The 19,076-nt window shown below is 67.4% G+C and carries 19 protein-coding genes; 12 read left to right on the top strand and 7 right to left on the bottom strand.

Translation table 11 applies throughout. The features are described 5' to 3' along the window. Window positions 1-47: 47 nt before the first annotated feature. Window positions 48-383, bottom strand: coding sequence for a hypothetical protein (locus tag EJ913_RS20955; RefSeq protein WP_127001501.1), 336 nt, complete (start codon window positions 381-383; stop codon window positions 48-50). A 135-nt stretch (window positions 384-518) separates the two neighbouring features. Continuing rightward, window positions 519-1,382: a transglycosylase SLT domain-containing protein gene (locus EJ913_RS20950; protein ID WP_238519782.1), complete on the bottom strand. Its 864-nt coding sequence runs from the start codon at window positions 1,380-1,382 to the stop codon at window positions 519-521. Window positions 1,383-2,053: 671 nt separating this feature from the next. On the opposite strand from EJ913_RS20950, the gene EJ913_RS32710 reads away from it, so the two are divergent. Next, the gene (locus EJ913_RS32710) at window positions 2,054-2,752 is read left to right on the top strand and encodes an RNA polymerase sigma factor (RefSeq protein ID WP_127001497.1); all 699 of its coding nucleotides are present in this window, start codon (window positions 2,054-2,056) and stop codon (window positions 2,750-2,752) included. A gap of 215 nt (window positions 2,753-2,967) precedes the next feature. Here the strand turns inward: EJ913_RS32710 and EJ913_RS20940 are convergent, their stop codons facing one another. Continuing rightward, window positions 2,968-3,132, bottom strand: a complete 165-nt coding sequence (locus EJ913_RS20940; RefSeq protein ID WP_127001638.1) for a DUF1328 domain-containing protein — start codon at window positions 3,130-3,132, stop codon at window positions 2,968-2,970. A gap of 299 nt (window positions 3,133-3,431) precedes the next feature. Between EJ913_RS20940 and EJ913_RS20935 the strand changes: the two genes are divergently transcribed. Next, a complete protein-coding gene (locus EJ913_RS20935) occupies window positions 3,432-4,022 on the top strand; it encodes a hypothetical protein (RefSeq protein WP_127001495.1) in 591 nt (196 codons plus the stop codon). On the opposite strand, the gene EJ913_RS20930 is transcribed toward EJ913_RS20935, so the two are convergent. The 4 genes from EJ913_RS20930 to tldD all read right to left on the bottom strand — a co-directional run bounded on the left by EJ913_RS20930 (window position 4,019) and on the right by tldD (window position 9,026). After that, entirely contained in the window at window positions 4,019-6,091 is a 2,073-nt protein-coding gene (locus EJ913_RS20930; protein ID WP_244939434.1) for a YjbH domain-containing protein, read from the bottom strand. The genes EJ913_RS20935 and EJ913_RS20930 overlap by 4 nt on opposite strands. Before the next feature lie 75 nt (window positions 6,092-6,166). Continuing rightward, window positions 6,167-6,691, bottom strand: a complete 525-nt coding sequence (locus EJ913_RS20925) for a glycine cleavage system transcriptional repressor (protein WP_127001493.1) — start codon at window positions 6,689-6,691, stop codon at window positions 6,167-6,169. Between the two features lie 26 nt (window positions 6,692-6,717). Further along, the gene (locus EJ913_RS20920; RefSeq protein WP_127001491.1) at window positions 6,718-7,476 is read right to left on the bottom strand and encodes a glycosyltransferase family 2 protein; all 759 of its coding nucleotides are present in this window, start codon (window positions 7,474-7,476) and stop codon (window positions 6,718-6,720) included. 116 nt (window positions 7,477-7,592) lie between these two features. Beyond that, window positions 7,593-9,026 (bottom strand): metalloprotease TldD, encoded by a 1,434-nt coding sequence (gene tldD, locus EJ913_RS20915; protein WP_127001489.1) that lies wholly within the window; start codon window positions 9,024-9,026, stop codon window positions 7,593-7,595. A gap of 206 nt (window positions 9,027-9,232) precedes the next feature. Between tldD and EJ913_RS20910 the strand changes: the two genes are divergently transcribed. The 10 genes from EJ913_RS20910 to EJ913_RS20870 all read left to right on the top strand — a co-directional run bounded on the left by EJ913_RS20910 (window position 9,233) and on the right by EJ913_RS20870 (window position 19,059). Beyond that, complete coding sequence (locus EJ913_RS20910; RefSeq protein WP_127001487.1) at window positions 9,233-10,594, top strand: DUF3422 family protein; 1,362 nt, start codon at window positions 9,233-9,235, stop codon at window positions 10,592-10,594. Window positions 10,595-11,197: 603 nt separating this feature from the next. Continuing rightward, a complete protein-coding gene (coxB, locus tag EJ913_RS20905; protein WP_127001485.1) occupies window positions 11,198-12,046 on the top strand; it encodes a cytochrome c oxidase subunit II in 849 nt (282 codons plus the stop codon). A 121-nt stretch (window positions 12,047-12,167) separates the two neighbouring features. Continuing rightward, window positions 12,168-13,778, top strand: coding sequence for a cytochrome c oxidase subunit I (gene ctaD / locus EJ913_RS20900; protein ID WP_127001483.1), 1,611 nt, complete (start codon window positions 12,168-12,170; stop codon window positions 13,776-13,778). A gap of 94 nt (window positions 13,779-13,872) precedes the next feature. Next, the gene (gene cyoE / locus EJ913_RS20895) at window positions 13,873-14,787 is read left to right on the top strand and encodes a heme o synthase (RefSeq protein ID WP_127001481.1); all 915 of its coding nucleotides are present in this window, start codon (window positions 13,873-13,875) and stop codon (window positions 14,785-14,787) included. Continuing rightward, window positions 14,784-14,936, top strand: coding sequence for a cytochrome c oxidase system small membrane protein (locus EJ913_RS31775; protein WP_185909872.1), 153 nt, complete (start codon window positions 14,784-14,786; stop codon window positions 14,934-14,936). Before cyoE ends, EJ913_RS31775 begins: the two co-directional genes overlap by 4 nt. A gap of 22 nt (window positions 14,937-14,958) precedes the next feature. Continuing rightward, window positions 14,959-15,561 (top strand): cytochrome c oxidase assembly protein, encoded by a 603-nt coding sequence (locus EJ913_RS20890; RefSeq protein ID WP_127001479.1) that lies wholly within the window; start codon window positions 14,959-14,961, stop codon window positions 15,559-15,561. A 20-nt stretch (window positions 15,562-15,581) separates the two neighbouring features. Then, complete coding sequence (locus tag EJ913_RS20885) at window positions 15,582-16,457, top strand: cytochrome c oxidase subunit 3 (RefSeq protein ID WP_127001477.1); 876 nt, start codon at window positions 15,582-15,584, stop codon at window positions 16,455-16,457. 53 nt (window positions 16,458-16,510) lie between these two features. After that, entirely contained in the window at window positions 16,511-16,831 is a 321-nt protein-coding gene (locus tag EJ913_RS20880) for a DUF983 domain-containing protein (protein WP_127001634.1), read from the top strand. A 3-nt stretch (window positions 16,832-16,834) separates the two neighbouring features. Beyond that, window positions 16,835-17,572: an SURF1 family protein gene (locus tag EJ913_RS20875; protein ID WP_127001475.1), complete on the top strand. Its 738-nt coding sequence runs from the start codon at window positions 16,835-16,837 to the stop codon at window positions 17,570-17,572. After that, window positions 17,569-19,059 carry a carboxypeptidase M32 gene (locus tag EJ913_RS20870; protein WP_127001473.1) on the top strand — a complete coding sequence of 497 codons (1,491 nt, stop codon included), beginning with the start codon at window positions 17,569-17,571 and terminating at the stop codon, window positions 19,057-19,059. Before EJ913_RS20875 ends, EJ913_RS20870 begins: the two co-directional genes overlap by 4 nt. Window positions 19,060-19,076 lie beyond the last annotated feature (17 nt).

Here is a 19,076-nt window from a genome sequence, read left to right as displayed (position 1 = left end):
GTGCCGGGATGTCCTTGAATCGTCGATCGGGAAACGGTGGGGTGTTTTTAGGCGACCTTGCCTTCGACCGGGCGTTCGGCTTTCACCCGCATGTCCTTCATGTGGTCGCCGAAGGCGCGCAGGACCGGCAGGATGCGCTGGGTCTGGTCGGGGGTGACGTGGGCGTCGGTCTTGAGGACGATGGTCGGCGCCTCCGCCATCAGGCGCTTGGCGCGGATCGGGCCGACCTTGTCGTCGAGGAACATGGACAGGCCCATCAGGATGCCCAGCGTCACGTCGTCCGGCGCCTTTGGCAGGGCCAGGACCTCGTGCAACTCGGTCAGCAGCGTGTAGGCGACGATGGAGGTGCGTTCGATGGTGTCGACGTCGGCGGCCATGGTCATCGGGCGAGGTCCTCGGGAAGACGCTGGGGAAGAAGCGTTCGGTTCCTAAGGGTAATCACCTTTTTGTAACCAAACTGTTAACCATCAGCTTGGCAATAAGCCCGAGTCGCGCTTTCGAGTCGCACCCTCCTGTCTTCAGCGTTTGCCGCCTCCGCGAGTCTTGGTCGATACCGTCGACAGTTCGGCGACTTCCTCGCGCTTGGCGGCGGCCAGTCCGGCGGACTGCACCACCTTGCTGTCGAAGGGATGCCGACTGTTGGCGTAGACGCTGCGGATCTTCACCACGTAATCCTGCGTTTCCCGGTAAGGCGGGACACCCTTGTACTGGAGGACCGCCCCCTCGCCGGCGTTGTAACCGGCCAGCGCGAAGGTGACGTTTCCATCGAAATAGGCCAGCAGCCAGCGCAGATACTTCATGCCGCCGCGCAGGTTCTGTTCCGCGTCGAAAGGTTTCGTCACGCCGAAGCGCTCCGCCGTCTCCGGGATCAACTGCATCAGTCCCATGGCGTTCTTGTTCGACACGACGTCGAGGCGGTAGCCGGACTCCACGGCAATGACCGCCAACACCAATTCGGGGTCGAGCCCGTAGGTCGGCGCCATTTTTGTCACCATGGCACGGATCTCGGCCGGAGGCTTGCGAATCACGCCCCAGCGGACGTTGGGCGGCTCGCAGCGGTCGGGGCCTTTCACCTTGGCTCCGGTGGAAATCTTCGTCACCTGCTCGGCCTCGCCGCTGCCCAGTGACGCCGCCTTGCGCATCCACGCGCGCCCCAGATCCTCGTCCCTGGAGACGCCGCCGCGCCCGGCCATGTGCATGCGGCCCGCGCGGAACGCCGCGTCGGCGTAGTCCTGGCGCGCGGCCCGGCAATAGAGCGACAGCGCCATCCGCTCGTCCCGCTTCACGCCGTTGGCGTTTTCATAGCGGTCGGCCAACTCGAACTGGGCGCGGGGGCTGCCCTTGCCGGCCAGGGCTTCGAGAGCGCGGATGTTCCGATCCACGAAGGGAGCCGTCTGGGCGGCGGCGGGTATCGCGCCGGCACCCAGGAAAAGGAGAGCCGCAGCGCCGAAAATTCCTCTTGCGATTGCCTTGCGGGGTCGAACGAAAGGTGTACTGCCATTGCTGGGATGGTTGTCTGTCCTGGTAACCGGTATAGTCCTTCCCAGAAAAGGGAAGGCATCCTTAAGGATAAGGCCATATCCCGATGGGAAGAAACGCTGACGAACCGCCGATAATTCCGCGTCCGTGGCCGTCGAAGGGAGGGAAGAGCGCCGAGCATCGCCAAACCGGCTGAATTCGGTGCTTCCGCAGAAAAATTCATAGACCGGCCGGCGTTCGTCGGCTGGTCTTTTCCTTTTCAAGCTGGTCATGCGTCCTCCAATCTTGTTGGATGGATACACGAAGGACCAAGTCATGCGCCAACACCCGAACGGTGAAGTGGCCGGGATACAAGGGGTAATCTCGCCACATGGGGACTGTGACTAGCCTTTTTCCCAACTGGAAGGAGGCTTTGGCGGTCATTACGTAAGGGTCGGGCCAGAGACCAACGTTTGAATTCCGGCGACTTTCAGAGCGGCGCATCCAAGCGCCGCCGGATCGCCGGGCTGGAGGCCCCGGACGCGCAGCCTGCGTGGCCGGCACCAACAGCAGCCAAGGAGGCATCGTTTCACCGATGGCGAACCACGTCGCAACCACCCTGAGCCACCGGGCGCATATCCCGGCGCCGCTGGATCCGGCGGCGTTCGGTCCCGAGCCTTCCGGCCGGACCACCCGGAATCACGGGGACGCCGATGGCGATCACGACCTGGAAGCGACCGGCCTGGAAACCGGCGAGAGCGACTTCATCCCGGATCCCAACGCGCCGTCCGATCCGGCGGTTATCGCGCAGATCGAGGCCGAAATCCCCCGTTTGCGCCGCTTTGCCCGCGCGATGGTGCGCGACGCGACGTTGGCCGACGATCTGGTGCAGGAATGCCTGGAACGCGCCCTGTCGCGGCTGCATCTGTGGCGGCCGGGCAGCAACCTCCGGGCTTGGCTTTTCACCATCCTGCGCAACCTCCACATCAACGGCGTCCGCCGCCGCCAGCCGGTGGTCGACATCGACGCCGAAGCCCAGGCGGCCATCGGTGCTGCTCCCGGATCGCAGTTCGTGCGGCTGGAACTGCGCGACTTGCGCCGTGCCCTGGGACTGCTGCCCAACGAGCAGCGCGAGGTGGTGCTGCTGATCGGGCTGGAGGGGATCTCCTACGGTGAAGCCGCCGACATCCTCGGCATCTCGATCGGCACCGTGAAGTCACGCCTGTCTCGCGGCCGTCGCGCCTTGCGGAACCTGATGGAAGGCCGAAGCCCCTCCGATGAGGACGACGCCTAAAAATACGAAATGGAGATACGGCGGGCTCGATATCGGGCCCGCCGTGCGAGCCGCTATAAAGTTCATGCTGAAAAGACAAAGGCCCCTCCTCCTTGTGGAAAGGGGCCTTTGTCGTTTTACCCGATGCTCAAGCTATGCCACGCTTGCCCCCATCCCTCTTCCGCTTCGCGAAGGTAAGGATGGGGGCAAGCGTTGCAGAACCTTCACAAACCTGCCTAGCGCCGTCGCACCAGACCCATGATCAGGCTGGCCGCGAAGAGGATCAGGAACAGGAAGAACAGGATTTGCGCGATGCCGGACGAAGCCGACGCGATCCCACCGAAGCCGAGCGCGCCGGCGATCAGCGCGACCACGAAGAAAACAAGTGCCCAATAGAGCATCATACCCTCCCTCGCTCGTCCGAAGACAATGCCGAAGACACGGCAGACTTCGAAACGACGCGCCATGGATGTTGCGGAACCACCGGTCGTCTCCGTTTCGTCAACGGGGAGCGACAAGCGGTAGTCATTGATCAGAACAAGCTTCACGGACCGATGTTCCATGGGACTTGACAACGCAAGTTCTTTTCGGATTCGCGTCGAACGTCGGCAACAAGCGGCGGCTTCGCCTGTTGTGGCTGTCTTGAAGGGAGCAAGGCGCGTCCAGCGCGCCGCCCCAACGTGAACGGAGAGGAAGCACAATGAACACCAAGCTCTGTCTGGCGGTGATCGCCGCCTCGCTCGCCGTCGCTCCCGTGGCGATGGCGCAGCAGACTTATGAGAACGACGCCTCGAAGGCGCCGCCGTCGGCGTCCAGCACCTCTTCGGGCCGCACCGACAGCCCGGTCGTGAAGAGCCTGCCGGGCGTCGATCCGGAACCGTGGCGGGACAACAACCAGGCCCGCACCACCGACCGGCCGATGGACCGCAGCGCCATGAACCAGGACGGCACCCATCACGACCGGATGCATCGCGACAAGGCACAAAAGCGCGCCATGTCCGGCAGCACCGGCGCCACGATGGACCGGGACGTCACCGGTTCCTCCAGCCGCTCGTCGATGCGAAGCACGACCGTGAACAACGGCGATATGTCCACCCGGCGCGGGCGCGGGCAGAACGATCTGGAACTGAGCCAGACCTCGCTGCTGAACCAGTTCAGCGCCGCCGGCTACACCATGGTCCGCGATTTCCGCAAGGACGGCGATCGCTATACGGCCCAGGCCCAGGACAAGAACGGCCGCTGGACCAGCGTGGAGCTGGATCCGCGCACCAGCACCATCACTCCGCGCTAATCCATCAGCGTCGACCATGTGCCGGCGAGGCGTCCGAAGCCTCCCGGCACGCGCGCGTCATACAGGGGCAGAGGCTGTTGCAGCCTTTGCCCCGCGTCGCGTCCGAGGGTACGGACCGCCGTCTCCACGCTGCCGCCGAGTGGCACCCAGCCCGACGCCGCGAACGGCACCACCAACGACACTCCCCAGTCCATCCGTCCGCCGAAGCGGCTCTGCCCGCCGTCCGGCCCCTCGGTCCAGGTGGCGTGGGCCGACAGCGCGATGCCGCCCTCGAAGCGCCGCACCAACTCCGCCGTTCCGCCCCAGTCGCCACCCAGGTAGCGCCCGAGCCGCAGCACGGTGGTGGTGTCGGCACCGGGGCTTTCCCAGTAAACGCTCGCATGGCCGGTCACGCGAGCGCTGTCGGACCGCACGCCGAACAGACGCGCCGGCTTGCGCTTCCAAACCCGGTTCAGGTCAAGCCCGGCGGCCCAGCGCGCGAAGAGCGGCTGATACAGCGCCTCCGCCCCGATTCCGCTGAACATCTCCTCCATCGCCCCGGCCGTGACGCGGGTCGTCAGCCCGTCGGCCGGCTGCGCCAGCCATGTGGCGTGCAGATGATCGACCGACAGGGGGCTGAGCGTGTAGCTGGGCAGATCGCTGCGCACCGGCTGCGCGGCGGGCAGAGCGTTGGTGTCGAGCAAGGCCAAGCTTTCACCCGTGTTGACCCGCAGGGCCCCTCCAATCACCCAGCCACGCAACGGCTCGGCGCGTAGGAGCAGATCGGTGTGGGTACGGCTGGCGAGCGGGGTGCCCAACTCGGCCAGATCGAAGGCGGCGACGACCCACGTGGAGATGTCCAGCCTGGGGTGCCAAGAGGGTGGCGGGCCGGCGGACGGCTCCACGGTGGCGGTCCGCCACAACTCCTCGGCGCTGCCACGGTGGCGGACGGCGCGTTCCATGTCGCGGCGCAGCAGGGTGAGGGACGTGGCGTCCAGCCCGGCGGTGCCGGTGACGACCCGCAGCCGTTCGACCTCCGGCGCCGTCAGGTCCGCCAGCAGCCGGGCCGCGTGCCCAACCTCGCGCGCCGCCGGAAGCGGGCCGCTGTCCGCCGGGTCGAGCCACAGCGTCGCCGTGTCGCCCTCGACGCGCGCCGCGCGGGCGGGGAGGCCGTGGGTGCGCGCCACGACGGCGATCTCCTCGGGGGAGAGCGCGGTCTCCGGCGTGGGGCGTGGGCCGACCGGCGGAGGAGGGCGTTCGTCGCGGTCGGCGTTCTGCGCCGGGTCGAAGCGCAGGGACAGACGGACCATCGCGCGCCGCCCCTGCTCGAACCCGGCGCCGACATCGATCCAGGAGAAGGGCCGGTAGGACAGGCCCAGATTGTAGCGGCTTCCCGGCACGAAGCCCGGCTCGTCCTGCCGTTGCGCCCGGAAGGTGTCGCCGGTCGTCTCGATCTTCAGGCTGAGGTCGGGGATCGGCGTGTGCCACTCGGCGCCGCCGAACAGGGCGACCCGCTCGCCGCCGAACCACGCGCGCGGCCCGCGCACCGAGGGCCACCAGGACGGATCGCGGTCGCGCCGGAACCGCCCGCCGAGGAAGCGCAGCGGGTTGCGGAAATGCCCGGCCTCGCCCAACGTTCCCCAGCCGAGTCCGAGGGACAGATCGAGGTCCCACCAGCGACGCGACAGCGCGATGTACTCCCCGGCGAAGCGCCCCTTGCCCGGCAGGTCCAGCCCCGATCCGGTGACGTCGCGTCCGCCGACCACCAGCGCCGGGCCGTCCTCGTCCTCCTCGCGCAGGCGCAGCTTGACGTCCAGGCCGGGTTCGCTGAGGCCGAAATAGCCTGGATAGACGGTCTCTCGCGCGGTGACCTCCAGCCAGGGAAGCAACTGGGCGGCGATGGCAACGTGACGGTGCAGATCGCCCAGCACGGTAAGCCCGCCACTCATGGTGCCGTCGGGGGCCATGCGGGCGGTGGGGGTCTGCAACAGCCCGACGCTGCCCCAATCCGACAGGCTCGCCGGGTTTTCGTCCGCCCGTACGGTGGGAACGGAGAGCAGCAGCAGCAGGAGGGCGATGAACCAGTTCACGCAATGATCGCAAAAGAACGGAGATTATCCACCGATCTTTTGCGAATCATACGAAGGAATGCAACCGCAATCGTGTCAGAGCGATTCGGTTTTGCAATTCAAGGCCAGCATCTCCGCCGTGTTGGCGACGGCGGCAAGGCAGGTCGCGGCGTGCTCGGCCGGGATCGAGACGGAGAAGCGCAGGCTGTAGCGCTCGCCGGCCCGGTCGGGCAGGGTCTGGGCGTCGAGCCGGACGATGTTCGCCTCGAACTGGGTGAAGATCTCCGACAGCCTTGCGACCAGACCGGGCTGGTCGCCGCCCGACACCTCGATCCGGTGGGTGACGAGCGCATGGGGACCGGGAATGGGATCGAAGGTGAAGGGCGTCACCTTCACCTGCGCGCGCGCCAGCACGGGCAGGGCGGTCAGGCTGGCCTCGACCTCGGCGACCGTCAGCGATTCGGGCAGCTCGCAGACGGCCGAGAACTCCGCCCCGGTGCCCAGCGCGGCGAAGGTCGCGTCGCGCAGGTTGATCCCCAACTCGAACAGATGCCCGGTGATCCCGGACACCAGCCCGACCCGGTCGGGGCAAAAGGTCGATACCAGCGCCAAATCCGTCATGGAATCCTCCCTGCTCTTGCTTTGTCTCAACCGCGCCAATCGTGCGGGCGCCCGCCATGCACCGACGGTGGAAGGCGCACCGTGAACGACCCGTCTCGCAACTCGCTGAGATGATAGTCGAAATTGATCTGCCGAAACTGCTGTGGAAACCTGCCGCCGAAGGCGCGATGGTATTTCCCCAGGAACGTGGCGTAATCCGTTTCCAGCGATCCGGTCTTGTGGTCCGACTGGCTGTCGGGATCCTCGTCGCGGTTGACCAGGAGATGGTCGCCGGGCAGCAACTCGCAGCGCCCGCCCATCGCCCAGACCCGCATCGCCAGATCGGGGTCGCCGAAATGCGCGCGGTAATCGCGGGAGAACCAGCCGCCGACGTCTTCGGCGCTGCGGCGCGACAGAACGGGGAAATAGGGGTAATAGAGCCCGTACACGGTCCCGAAGAACGGGCAATCCGGCCGGTTCATCCCGCCAAGGAAAGGAAAGTCGAGCTTTTCCCTCTCCTCGATCCGCTTGGCCAACCCGTCGAGCCAGCCGGGGAGCGGCAGATGGTCGTCGCTCATCGCGACGATGATGTCGCCGGTGGAGGCTTCGTAACCGGTGGCGTGGGCGCTGCAGTTGCCGCGTCGCTCCGTTTCCAGCACGTTGCGGACGCAGGGATGCTCCAGCGCGAACGGAGCGACCAGGACGATCTCGATCGACTGCCCGGCGCTGGCGTCGAGAATGGCGCGGACCGCCACCTCGGCCAAAGGTTGCCGGAGCGTCGGGAGAATAATGGAAAAGGTCGGCATGCGAACTCCTGGACGCCATCGTCGCGTCGCCGCCCCTCATAACAGAAAAAAGGATGAAAAGGGGGCTTGCCCCTTTCCATCCCTGTTCACAGGAGGCTCGGTTCCGGCCGCGACGGTCAGGCCGCCGTGCCGCCCACCGTCAGCCCGTCGAGCCGCAGCGTCGGCTGGCCGACGCCGACCGGCACGCCCTGGCCGTCCTTGCCGCAGGTGCCGACGCCGGGGTCGAGCCGGCTGTCGTTGCCGATCATCGACACGCGGGTCAGGCTGTCCGGCCCGTTGCCGATCAGGGTGGCGCCCTTCACGGCGGGGCCGAGCTTGCCGTCCTCGATCAGGTAGGCCTCGCTGGCCGAGAACACGAACTTGCCGTTGGTGATGTCGACCTGACCGCCGCCGAAGTTCTTGGCGTAGATGCCTTTCTTCACCGAGGCGATGATCTCGTCCGGGCTGTGGTTGCCGTTGCGCATCACCGTGTTGGTCATGCGCGGCATCGGGTTGTAGGCGAAGCTCTGGCGCCGGCCGTTGCCGGTCGGGCGCATGCCCATCAGGCGGGCGTTCATGCGGTCCTGCATGAAGCCGACGAGGATGCCGTCCTCGATCAGCGTCGTGCACTGGCCGGGTGTGCCCTCGTCGTCGACCGAGATCGAGCCGCGCGAGTTCTCGATGGTGCCGTCGTCGACGATGGTGACGCCGGGGGCGGCGATGCGCTGACCCATCAACCCGGCGAAGGCCGAGGTCTTCTTGCGGTTGAAGTCACCCTCCAGCCCGTGGCCGATGGCCTCGTGCAGCAGGATGCCGGGCCAGCCGCTGCCCAGAACCACGGTCATCTCGCCGGCCGGGGCCGGGACCGAGGCGAGGTTGACCAGCGCCTGCCGCAGCGCCTCGTCCACGAAGCCGCGCCACGTCTCGGGCTGGATGTAGTGCTCGTAGGTGACGCGGCCGCCGCCGCCGTAGCCGCCGGTCTCCATGCGGTCGCCCTCGGCCACCACGACCGAGACGTTGAGGCGCACCAGCGGCCGCAGGTCGGCCACCCGCACGCCGTCGGCGCGCACGATCTGCACTGCCTGCCACTCGCCGCTGATCGAGCAGCTGACCTGGCGGACGCGCTCGTCCTTGCCGCGCGCGTAGGCGTCGATGTCGGCCAGCAGCTTCACCTTCTCCTCAAAGGGGACGAGGTGCAGCGGGTTGTCGGGCATGTAGAGCGCGCGGTTGGTGCCGCCCGGCGCCTCGGCCAGCGTGCCGGTGTGGCCACTCTGCACGGCGCGCACGGTGGCCGCCGCGCGGCGGATGGCGTCCTCCGACAGGTTGGAGGCGTGGGCGTAGCCGGTCGCCTCGCCGGCGATGGCGCGCAGGCCGAAGCCCTGCGTGGTGTCGAAGCTGGCCGACTTCAGCTTTCCGTCGTCCCAGCCCAGAGATTCGCTCTGGGCGTATTCCAGATAGAGTTCGCCGTCGTCGGCGTTGTGCAGGGCTTCTTGCACCACGCCTTCGACGCGGGCGCGGTCCATGCCGGCCCGGTTGAAGAAGAGATCGTCGGTGATGGCAAGCGCGCTCATGGACACTCCGGGGGCTCGGGGCTGGGCGATCGGTCGGGGGAGATTGAACGATCGTACTGGGTTGTACGGCCGTCGGCGCTCTCGCACCGGTGCCGGTGATATGCTCTAACGACAGGGGATATAGTGTGGCGACGCGGACGCCGTCCGGCAAGGCTTGGACGCCTTGGGGCGGCGGACGGAGCCGGAAAAAGACGGGGGAACCGAGCATGACCGAGCGTGACGCGACCGCGACGATGGCAACCCTGACCCGCGAGGCGCCGGTCGCCGGTTCCCGCCCCCTGAAGGACCACGCGCTGCGGCTGGCGCTGACCAACGAGGTCCACGCCCGTCCACCGGAGTCGCTGAGCGCACCGGTCCGCGCCACCATGCTGGCGATGCTGTCGGGCGAGGGGGCGGCCGACACCGACCGCCGCCATCTGGAGGCGCTGTGCGACTGGGCCGGGGTCGCCCGCCCGCCGCAGGGCGCCACCCACCACAGCGCCTCCTTCGGCAGCTTCCGGCTGAAATGGGAGCGGCACACGGAGTTCTCGACTTGGACCGTCTTCCGGCCGAGCGCCATGCCGGCCGGCGCGTTGGTCGACCCCTTCGTCGAGCCGGCGGTGAACGCCCTGCCGCGCGAGTGGCTGCACGGGCTGCCGGGCGAGCTGATGGTCGGCGTCCACGTCGCCGTGCTCGACGCCGACACGCCAGAGCCGTCGCCAAACATGATGGCGGCGATGTTCGGGTCGGAAAGCTACGTCGGGTCGCGGATCGCCGGCCGCTCGGCGACGGCCTGGACGGATTTCCGGATCCACGGCGACGGCTTCTCGCGCGTGCTGGTGTCCGACCATTCGATGACGCCGCGCCAGACCGGCCGCGTCGTGCAGCGCCTGTTGGAGATCGAGACCTACCGGGTGATGGCGCTGCTGGCCCTGCCGATGGCGCGCGGCGTGCTGCCCCGGATCAACCCCATCGAGGCTGATCTGGCCGATCTGACGACGCGGATCGCCACGCTGGGCGGCTTGCAGGACGAGCGCGACCTGCTCGACCGCCTGTCGCTGCTGGCGGCGCAGACCGAGCAGATCGCCGCCGAGACCAGCTACCGCTTCGGCGCGGCGCGGGCCTACCACGAGTTGGTCGAGAAGCGCATCGAGGAACTGCGGGAAATCCGCATCGAGGGCATCCAGACGGTGCGCGAGTTCATGGACCGCCGCCTGACCCCGGCCATCCGCACCTGCGAGGCGGTGGAACAGCGTCTGAACTCGCTGTCGCAGCGGGTGGCGCGGGCCAGCAACCTGCTGCGCACCCGCGTCGAGATCGCGGTGGAGGGGCAGAACGCCGAGCTGCTCCAGTCGATGGACCGGCGGGCGCATCTGCAACTGCGGCTCCAGGAGACCGTCGAGGGGCTGTCGGTGGTTGCGATCAGCTACTACCTCGTCGGGATCGTCGGCTACGCGGCCAAGGGGCTGAAGGGCTTCGGGCTGAAGGTCGACCCCGACATGCTGGTCGGGCTGATGATCCCGGTGGTGATCGCCTTCGTGTGGTCGGGCGTGCGGCGGATCCGCAAGGTCATCACCGGCGGGCATTGAGTCGGGGCGCTTTCCGTTGCGTTGAGCATCGCTGAGGGGCTGCCCCCTCCTTAACCCTCCCCCGCTTTCGCGGGAGAGGGAACTCCGCCTTATGCTTGCAAAGCTCCTGTCTCCCTCTCCGGCGAAAGCGGGGGAGGGTTAGGGAGGGGGCCGCGCACCCCCGACTCCGCGCCGCAACACCCGCGACCCCGCAGCGCAACAATTCATTCCCGAACGGGTTACTCCGAAAAACACCCTTTCCATCCCGCCTGCCGGAAAAAATTCGCTGATCCAACGGACTGCGACAGGATGCCGCATGGCTTAACCCCTGCCAAAGCTCAACCTTTACCACCATGCAGAACCGAAAACCGAGGTCGATCCAAGCCCACAGCCGGAAAGAGGAATCGCTTGTAACCAAGCGTGATGAGGGGATAAGCTCCGGCCGCGGGGAAATGTCGCGCCTAAAATGGCGCGATCCCTGCATGATCCGGTTTTCGCTGATAAGCCCAGCTGTTTTCCCTGCCAGCGAGCGGGGGCGCGGTGAAAAATATGGGCGGAGGCGAGGCCGGCGGGAAGAGACGACCGCGGCCTATGACGAACGTCGCGGCTAAGAGAGGGTTGGGGATGAAGAGGCAGAGCCTGTGGGCCGCCGGGCTGGCGGTGGTCATGTCAACGGCGGGCGCCGGCACGGCCCTCGCGAACGAGCCGCATCCGTGGCAGATCGGCCTCCAGGAACCGGCGTCGCCCGTCAAGCACCTGATGGACTCGTTCCACAGCCTGCTGACCGTCATCATCACGCTGATCGTGATCTTCGTGGCGGCGTTGCTGGCCTATTGCGTCGTGCGCTTCAACGCCAAGAAGAACCCGGTTCCGTCCAAGACCTCGCACCACACGCTGCTCGAGGTGGCCTGGACCGTCCTGCCGGTGATCATCCTGATCGTGGTCGCCGTGCCGTCCTTCAAGCTGCTCTACGTCGCGGAGCGGGTGCCGCAGGCCGACATGACCATCAAGGTCACCGGCCGCCAGTGGTACTGGGATTACGAATACCCCGACCACGACAACATCGCCTTTTCCAGCAACCTCATCCAGGAATCCGACCTGAAGCCCGGCCAGCGCCGGCTTCTGGAGGTCGACAACCGCGTCGTGGTTCCGGTCAACGCCACCGTGCGCCTGCTGGTCACGGCCGGCGACGTGATCCACTCCTGGGCCATCCCGTCCTTCGGCGTGAAGAAGGACGGCGTGCCGGGCCGCATCAACGAGACCTGGTTCAAGGCCGAGCGCGAGGGCGTCTATTACGGCCAGTGCTCGGAAATCTGCGGCGTCAACCATGGCTACATGCCGATCGCGGTCGAGGTGATGTCCAAGCCGAACTTCGACGCCTGGGTCGCCAAGACCAAGACCGCGCAGGGGATCGGCGACCGCAGCCGCGACGTCGCGCAGGCCCCGGCCCCGGCCGCCGGCGCGGTCCAGTAAACGCCGGGCCGAACGCCGCATCGAACGAACGCCAAAGAAGAACCAACCCCAGCCAGAGCCAGGGTTTCCGAAGACGGAACGTCCAGGGCCGGTCCGGGGGGCAGCGACAAAGGGTAGAGACATGGCAAACGCCAATCCGGGACAGGCCCACGGGCATGACCACGGGCACGACGACCACCACATTCCGGGCTTCGTGCATCGCTGGTTCTATTCGACCAACCACAAGGACATCGGGACGCTCTACCTGATCTTCTCGGTGATCGCCGGGCTGATCGGCGGGCTGTTCTCGGTCATCATGCGCATGGAGCTGCAGTCCCCCGGCCTGCAGATCGTCGCCGATGGCCAGATGTGGAACATGCTGATCACCGCCCACGGCCTGATCATGGTGTTCTTCGTGGTCATGCCGGCGCTGATCGGCGGCTTCGGCAACTGGTTCGTGCCGCTCATGATCGGCTCGCCCGACATGGCCTTCCCGCGCATGAACAACATCAGCTTCTGGCTGATCGTGCCGGCCTTCCTGCTGCTGCTGGGCTCGGCCTTCGTCGGCCCCGGCGCCGGCACCGGCTGGACGATCTACCCGCCGCTGTCCTCGCAGCTCGGCCATGGCGGGCCGTCGGTGGACATGGCGATCTTCGCGTTGCATCTGGCGGGCGCCAGCTCGATCCTGGGCGCGGTGAACTTCATCACCACCATCTTCAACATGCGCGCGCCGGGCATGACGCTGCACAAGATGCCGCTGTTCGTCTGGGCGATGCTGGTGACGGCCTTCCTGCTGCTGCTGGCCGTGCCGGTTCTGGGCGGCGCCATCACGATGCTGCTGACCGACCGCAACTTCGGCACCACCTTCTTCAATCCCGAAGGCGGCGGCGACCCGATCCTGTTCCAGCACCTGTTCTGGTTCTTCGGCCACCCCGAAGTGTACATCATGATCCTGCCGGCCTTCGGCATCATCAGCCACATCATCTCGACCTTCGCCAAGAAGCCGATCTTCGGCTACCTCGGCATGGCCTACGCCATGGTCGCCATCGGCGTCGTCGGCTTCGTCGTGTGGGCGCACCACATGTACACGGTGGGCCTCGACGTCAACACCAAGGCCTATTTCACCGCCGCGACCATGATCATCGCGGTGCCGACCGGCGTGAAGATCTTCTCCTGGATCGCCACGATGTGGGGCGGCTCCATCGACTTCAAGGTCCCGATGCTCTGGGCCATCGGCTTCATCTTCCTGTTCACCGTCGGCGGCGTGACCGGCGTGGTGCTGGCCAACGGCGGTCTCGACAACGTCATGCACGACACCTACTACGTCGTCGCTCACTTCCACTACGTGCTGTCTCTGGGCGCGGTGTTCTCGATCTTCGCCGGCTGGTACTACTGGATCGGCAAGATGTCGGGCCGCCAGTATCCGGAGTTCTGGGGCAAGGTCCATTTCTACACGACCTTCGTCGGCGTCAACCTGCTGTTCTTCCCGCAGCACTTCCTGGGTCTGGCCGGCATGCCGCGCCGCATCCCCGACTATCCGGACGCCTTCTGGGGGTGGAACATGATCTCCTCCTTCGGCGCCTACCTGTCCTTCGCCTCGACCCTGCTGTTCGTCTGGATCGCTTTCAAGACGCTGCGCAGCGGCGAGAAGGTGCCGGGCGCCTATTGGGGACCGCAGGCCGGGACGCTGGAATGGACGGTCAGCTCGCCCCCGCCGTTCCACGCCTTCGAGACCCTGCCGCAGGTCAAGTGATAGCCGTCAAGTGACCGACTAAGCCGGGACCGGGCGCCTCCCCGAAAAGGATGCGCCCGGTCCGAGCCAACAAGACAGCGTGGGAGGGTTGCCCATGACCGATATGACGAACGACATCGCGCTGGGGCAACGCGCGCCCGGAGCCTCGGCCGGCGACTTCATCGAGTTGCTGAAGCCGAGGGTCATGTCCCTGGTGGTGTTCACCGGGCTGGCCGGGCTGGTGCTGGCGCCGGGGCACATCCATCCGCTGATCGGCGCGGTCGCCGTGCTGTGCATCGCGGTCGGGGCCGGGGCGTCGGGCGCCATCAACATGTGGTACGACCGCGACATCGACGCGGTGATGACCCGCACCGCCAAGCGCCCGATCCCGTCCGGCCGCGTCGGCGCCGACGAGGCTCTGGGCTTCGGCGTCACCCTGTCGGTGCTGTCCACGCTGGTGATGGGCATCGCGGTGAACTGGACGGCGGCCGCGCTGCTGGCGATGACCATCGTCTTCTACGTCTTCGTCTACACCATGGGGCTGAAGCGGCGGACCCCGCAGAACATCGTCATCGGCGGCGCTGCCGGTGCCTTTCCGCCGATGATCGGCTGGGCGGCGGTGACGGGCGGGGTGGAACTGCCGTCGATCCTGCTGTTCGGGCTGATCTTCCTGTGGACGCCGCCGCATTTCTGGGCGCTGGCGCTGTTCCGCAACGCCGATTACACGCGCGCCGGGGTGCCGATGATGCCGGTGGTCGCCGGGCCGGAATCGACCAAGCGGCAGATGCTGCTCTACACGCTGGTGCTGCTGCCGGTCGCGGCGGCGCCGTATTTCGTCGGGATCGCCGGGCCGGTCTATCTGGCGGCGTCGAGCCTGCTGGGCCTGATGTTCGTCGGCTGCGCCGTGCGTGTCCTGCGCGCGACCGACGACGGGCCGGCCAAGAAGATGTTCGCCTTTTCGATCCTGTATCTGTTCCTGCTGTTCGCCCTGATGATCGGCGAGCGGCTTGTCGTTGGAGGTGGGGCATGACCGTCATGGAACGCGAGATTCCCGGCAAGCAGGCGGCCGAGCGTGCCAAGCGGCTGCGCGGGCGCAACTACGCCGTGCTGCTGGCGCTGCTGGCGCTGGTCGCGCTGTTCTACGCCATCACCATCGTCCGCATGAGCGCCGGGCACTGACGCCGCAAGGGGAACCGACGCCATGAAGCAGGACCTCCGCCGCCGCAACCTCGTCATCCTGTCGTCGCTGTTCGGGCTGGTGTTCGGGATGATCGGGCTGGCCTACGCGTCGGTGCCGCTTTACTCGCTGTTCTGCTCGGTCACCGGCTTCGGCGGCACGACCCAGCGCGCGCAGGAGGCGGCGTCGCACACCGTCGACCGCAAGGTGACGATCCGCTTCAACGCCGACACCAACATGGGGCTGCCCTGGGCCTTCAAGCCCGAGCAGAAGGACATGGTGCTGAAGCTGGGCGAGACCGGGCTCGCCGCCTACCGGGCGGAGAACAAGTCGGCCAAGCCCACCGTCGGCACGGCGGTGTACAACGTCACCCCCGACAAGGTCGGGCAGTATTTCAACAAGATCGAGTGCTTCTGCTTCACCGAGCAGGTTCTCCAACCGGGGCAGGCGGTGGACATGCCGGTCGCCTTCTTCGTCGATCCGGCGATGAACGACGACCCGAACATGCAGGACGTGACCACCATCACGCTGTCCTACACCTTCTTCCGCGCCAAGGACAGCGACGCCGTCCTGGCGCAGCAGGGAAGCAATCAAAAGGCGGCGCCCAGCGCGACCGCCACAAACTGAACCATTGGGGTTGAGAGACGATGGCCGACATCACCCACGGGCAAATGCCGCACGCCGAACCATCCGCCCAGGCACCGGGCGACGGGATTCCGCACCCCTACCACCTGCTGAAGCCCAGCCCCTGGCCCCTGCTCGGCGCCTTTGCCGGCGGCCTGCTGGCGAGCGGGCTGGTCGTGTACATGCACGGCGGCGGCAAGCTGCTGATGATCCTGGGCATCCTGGCGATCCTGGGCGTGATGTTCGGCTGGTGGCGCGCCGTGATCCACGAGGCGGTGGTCGAGAAGGCCCACACGCCGGTGGTGAAGATCGGCCTGCGCTACGGCATGGCGCTGTTCATCGCGTCGGAGGTGATGTTCTTCGCGGCCTTCTTCTGGGCCTTCTTCGACGCCTCGCTGTTCCCGAAGGCCTCGCCGACCAACCCGGACGCCCATTGGCCGCCGGTGGGCATCCATGTGATCTCGCCTTTCGACATGCCGCTGATGATGACGCTGACGCTGCTGCTGTCGGGCGTCACCGTCACCTGGGCGCACCACGCCCTGCTGGAGGGCCGCACCAAGGAGACCTCCAAGGCTCTCGGCCTGACCGTGCTGCTGGGCGTGCTGTTCACCTTCTTCCAGCTCTACGAATACATCCATTCGCCGTTCAAGTTCACCGACGGCATCTTCCCGTCCACCTTCTTCATGGCGACCGGCTTCCACGGTTTCCACGTGCTGGTCGGCACCATCTTCCTGCTGGTCTGCTGGATCCGCACGAACAAGGGCCATTTCACCCCGGAAAGCCATTTCGGCTTCGAAGCGGCGGCTTGGTACTGGCACTTCGTGGACGTCGTCTGGCTGTTCCTGTTCGTGTCGGTCTACTGGTGGGGCGGTCACGGCGGCATCGTGGCGGCCCACTGAGGGCCGCGCGGGTGAGCGGTTACCACCCGAACGTTTCTCCCTTCGCGGCGGGCATGCGGTGCGCGTGCCCGCGCTGCGGACAGGGCAAGCTGTTCAAGGGCTATCTCGACGTCGCGGAGCGCTGCGGCACCTGCGGCCTCGATCTGTCGAAGGTCGACAGCGGCGACGGCCCCGCCGTCTTCCTGATCTTCATCCTCGGGTTCCTCGTGGTGCCGGTGGCGCTCTGGGTGTCGATGACCGTGGACTGGCCGCTGTGGCTCCATGCCATCGTCTGGAGCGTCGTGGTGATCGGCCTCACGCTCGGCATGCTGCGTCCGGCCAAGGCTTATGTTATCGCCTTGCAGTACCGATACCGCCGCAACGAACTCGAGTAGGGTATGACCGGCCCGCGCCGTTTCCGACCGTCGCTGACCGCGACGCTGATGACCGTTCCCGCCGTCGCCATCATGCTGGGGCTGGGGACGTGGCAGATCCAGCGCATGGGCTGGAAGGCCGAGTTGATGGAACGGGTGGAGCAGCGTGTGACCGCCGCCCCCGTTCCTCTCCCGGCGGTGTTGGACGACCCCGCCGCCTGGGAGTTTCGCCCCGTCACGCTGACCGGGCGTTTCCTGAACGACCAGGAACTGCTGCTGATCGCCCGTCCCCGCCAAGGACAGGCGGGCTACGAGGTCATGACCCCCTTTGCGCGCGCCGACGGCGGTGGCGTGGTGTTGGTCAACCGCGGCTTCGTGCCGATGGACCGGCGCGATCCGGCCAGCCGAGCGGGCACCCGCATCGACGGCGACATCACCCTGCGGGGAATCGTCCGCCTTCCGCAGATGGCGGGGATGTTCCAGCCCGACAACCGCCCCGGCGCCGAGACTTGGCTGCGCGCCGATCCGCCGGCCATGGCCGCGACACTCAAGCTGGACGCGGTCGCCTCTTTCCTGGTCGAGGCGCTGCCGGGCCAATCCCCCGGCGGACTGCCCGCCGGGATCGAACCGCGCGTCGAACTGCCCAACAACCATCTGCAATACGCGTTGACGTGGTACGGGCTTGCGGCGACGCTGGCGGCGATCTACGTGCTGTCGCAGCGCAGAAGCGCCGACACAGGAAGGAACGGGCCGACCGCATGACCGCTTACCGGGACCTCGAACGCCGCACCGCCCGCATCGCCGCCATCGGCGACGCGCTGGGCATCCTCGGCTGGGACACGCAGACGATCATGCCGGAGGGCTCCAACGACGCCCGCGCCGAGCAGACGGCGACCCTTTCGGTCCTGGCGCACGAGTTGGCGACCGACCCCCGCGTCGGCGACCTGCTCGCCGAGGCCGAAAACGACGCCAGCCTCGACGCGTGGCAGCGCGCCAACCTGCGCGAGATGCGCCGCGACTACGTCCACGCCACCGCCGTGCCCGCCGATCTGGTCGAGGCGACCAGCAAGGCCGTTTCCGTCTGCGAGATGGTGTGGCGCAGCGCGCGGGCGAACAACGACTTCGCCGCGCTGCTGCCCTCGCTGACCGAGGTGCTGGCGCGCGTCCGCGAAGGCGCCGAGGCCAAGGGCGCGGCGCTGGACCTGTCGCCCTACGACGCGCTGCTGGACGAGCACGACCCCGGCGCGCGGGCCGAGCGGATCGACGTGGTCTTCGCCGATCTGGCGGAGTTCCTGCCCGGCCTGATCGGCCGTGTCCTCGACAAGCAGGCCGGGGAGCCGGCGCCGGTCCGGCCGCAAGGGCCGTTCCCGGTCGAGGCCCAGAAGGCGCTCGGCGTGCGGATGATGGAGCGGATGGGCTTCGATTTCAGCCGTGGTCGGCTGGACGTGTCTCTGCATCCCTTCTGCGGCGGCGCCACCGACGACGTGCGCATCACCACGCGCTACGAGGAGGACAACTTCGCCAACGCCCTGATGGGCGTGCTGCACGAGACCGGCCACGCGCTCTACGAGCAGGGCCGCCCGCGCGCGTGGCTGGGCCAGCCGGTCGGGCAAGCGCGCGGCATGGCGGTGCACGAGAGCCAGTCGCTGATCATGGAGATGCAGGCCAGCCGCTCCGCCGAATTCCTGACGTGGCTGGCGCCGGTGGCGCGCGAGGCGTTCGGCGGCGAGGGACCGGCCTGGGAGGCCGCCAACCTGCGCCGTCTCTACAGCCGGGTCGAGCGCGGCCTGATCCGGGTGAACGCCGACGAGGTGACCTACCCGGCGCACGTCATCCTGCGCTACCGGCTGGAGAAGGCGATGGTGGCGGGCGATCTCGCCCTGGCCGACCTGCCGGGCGCCTGGAACGACGGCATGGCCGAGTTGGTCGGCGTGGTGCCGCCCGACGACCGCCAGGGCTGTCTCCAAGACATCCACTGGCCGGGCGGCGGTTGGGGCTATTTCCCCAGCTACACGCTGGGCGCCATGACGGCGGCGCAGCTGTTCGACGCCGCGCGAAAGGCCGATCCGGAGATCGTGCCCGCCCTGTCGCGCGGCGCGTTCGCGCCGCTGGTGGCGTGGCTGCGGCAGAACGTCCACGGGACGGGCTGTTTCCACGCGTCGGGCGACGAACTGCTGACGGCGGCGACGGGGCGGCCGCTCGACGCCTCGGTGTTCAAGCGTCACCTGGAGACGCGCTACCTCGGGTGATCGTTTCCCTCTCCCGG

The sequence above is a fragment of the Azospirillum doebereinerae genome, from assembly GCF_003989665.1.
GTDB classification, from domain to species: domain Bacteria; phylum Pseudomonadota; class Alphaproteobacteria; order Azospirillales; family Azospirillaceae; genus Azospirillum; species Azospirillum doebereinerae.
Note: the sequence above shows the minus strand (reverse complement) of the source record. Positions and strands in the feature narration are given on the sequence as shown.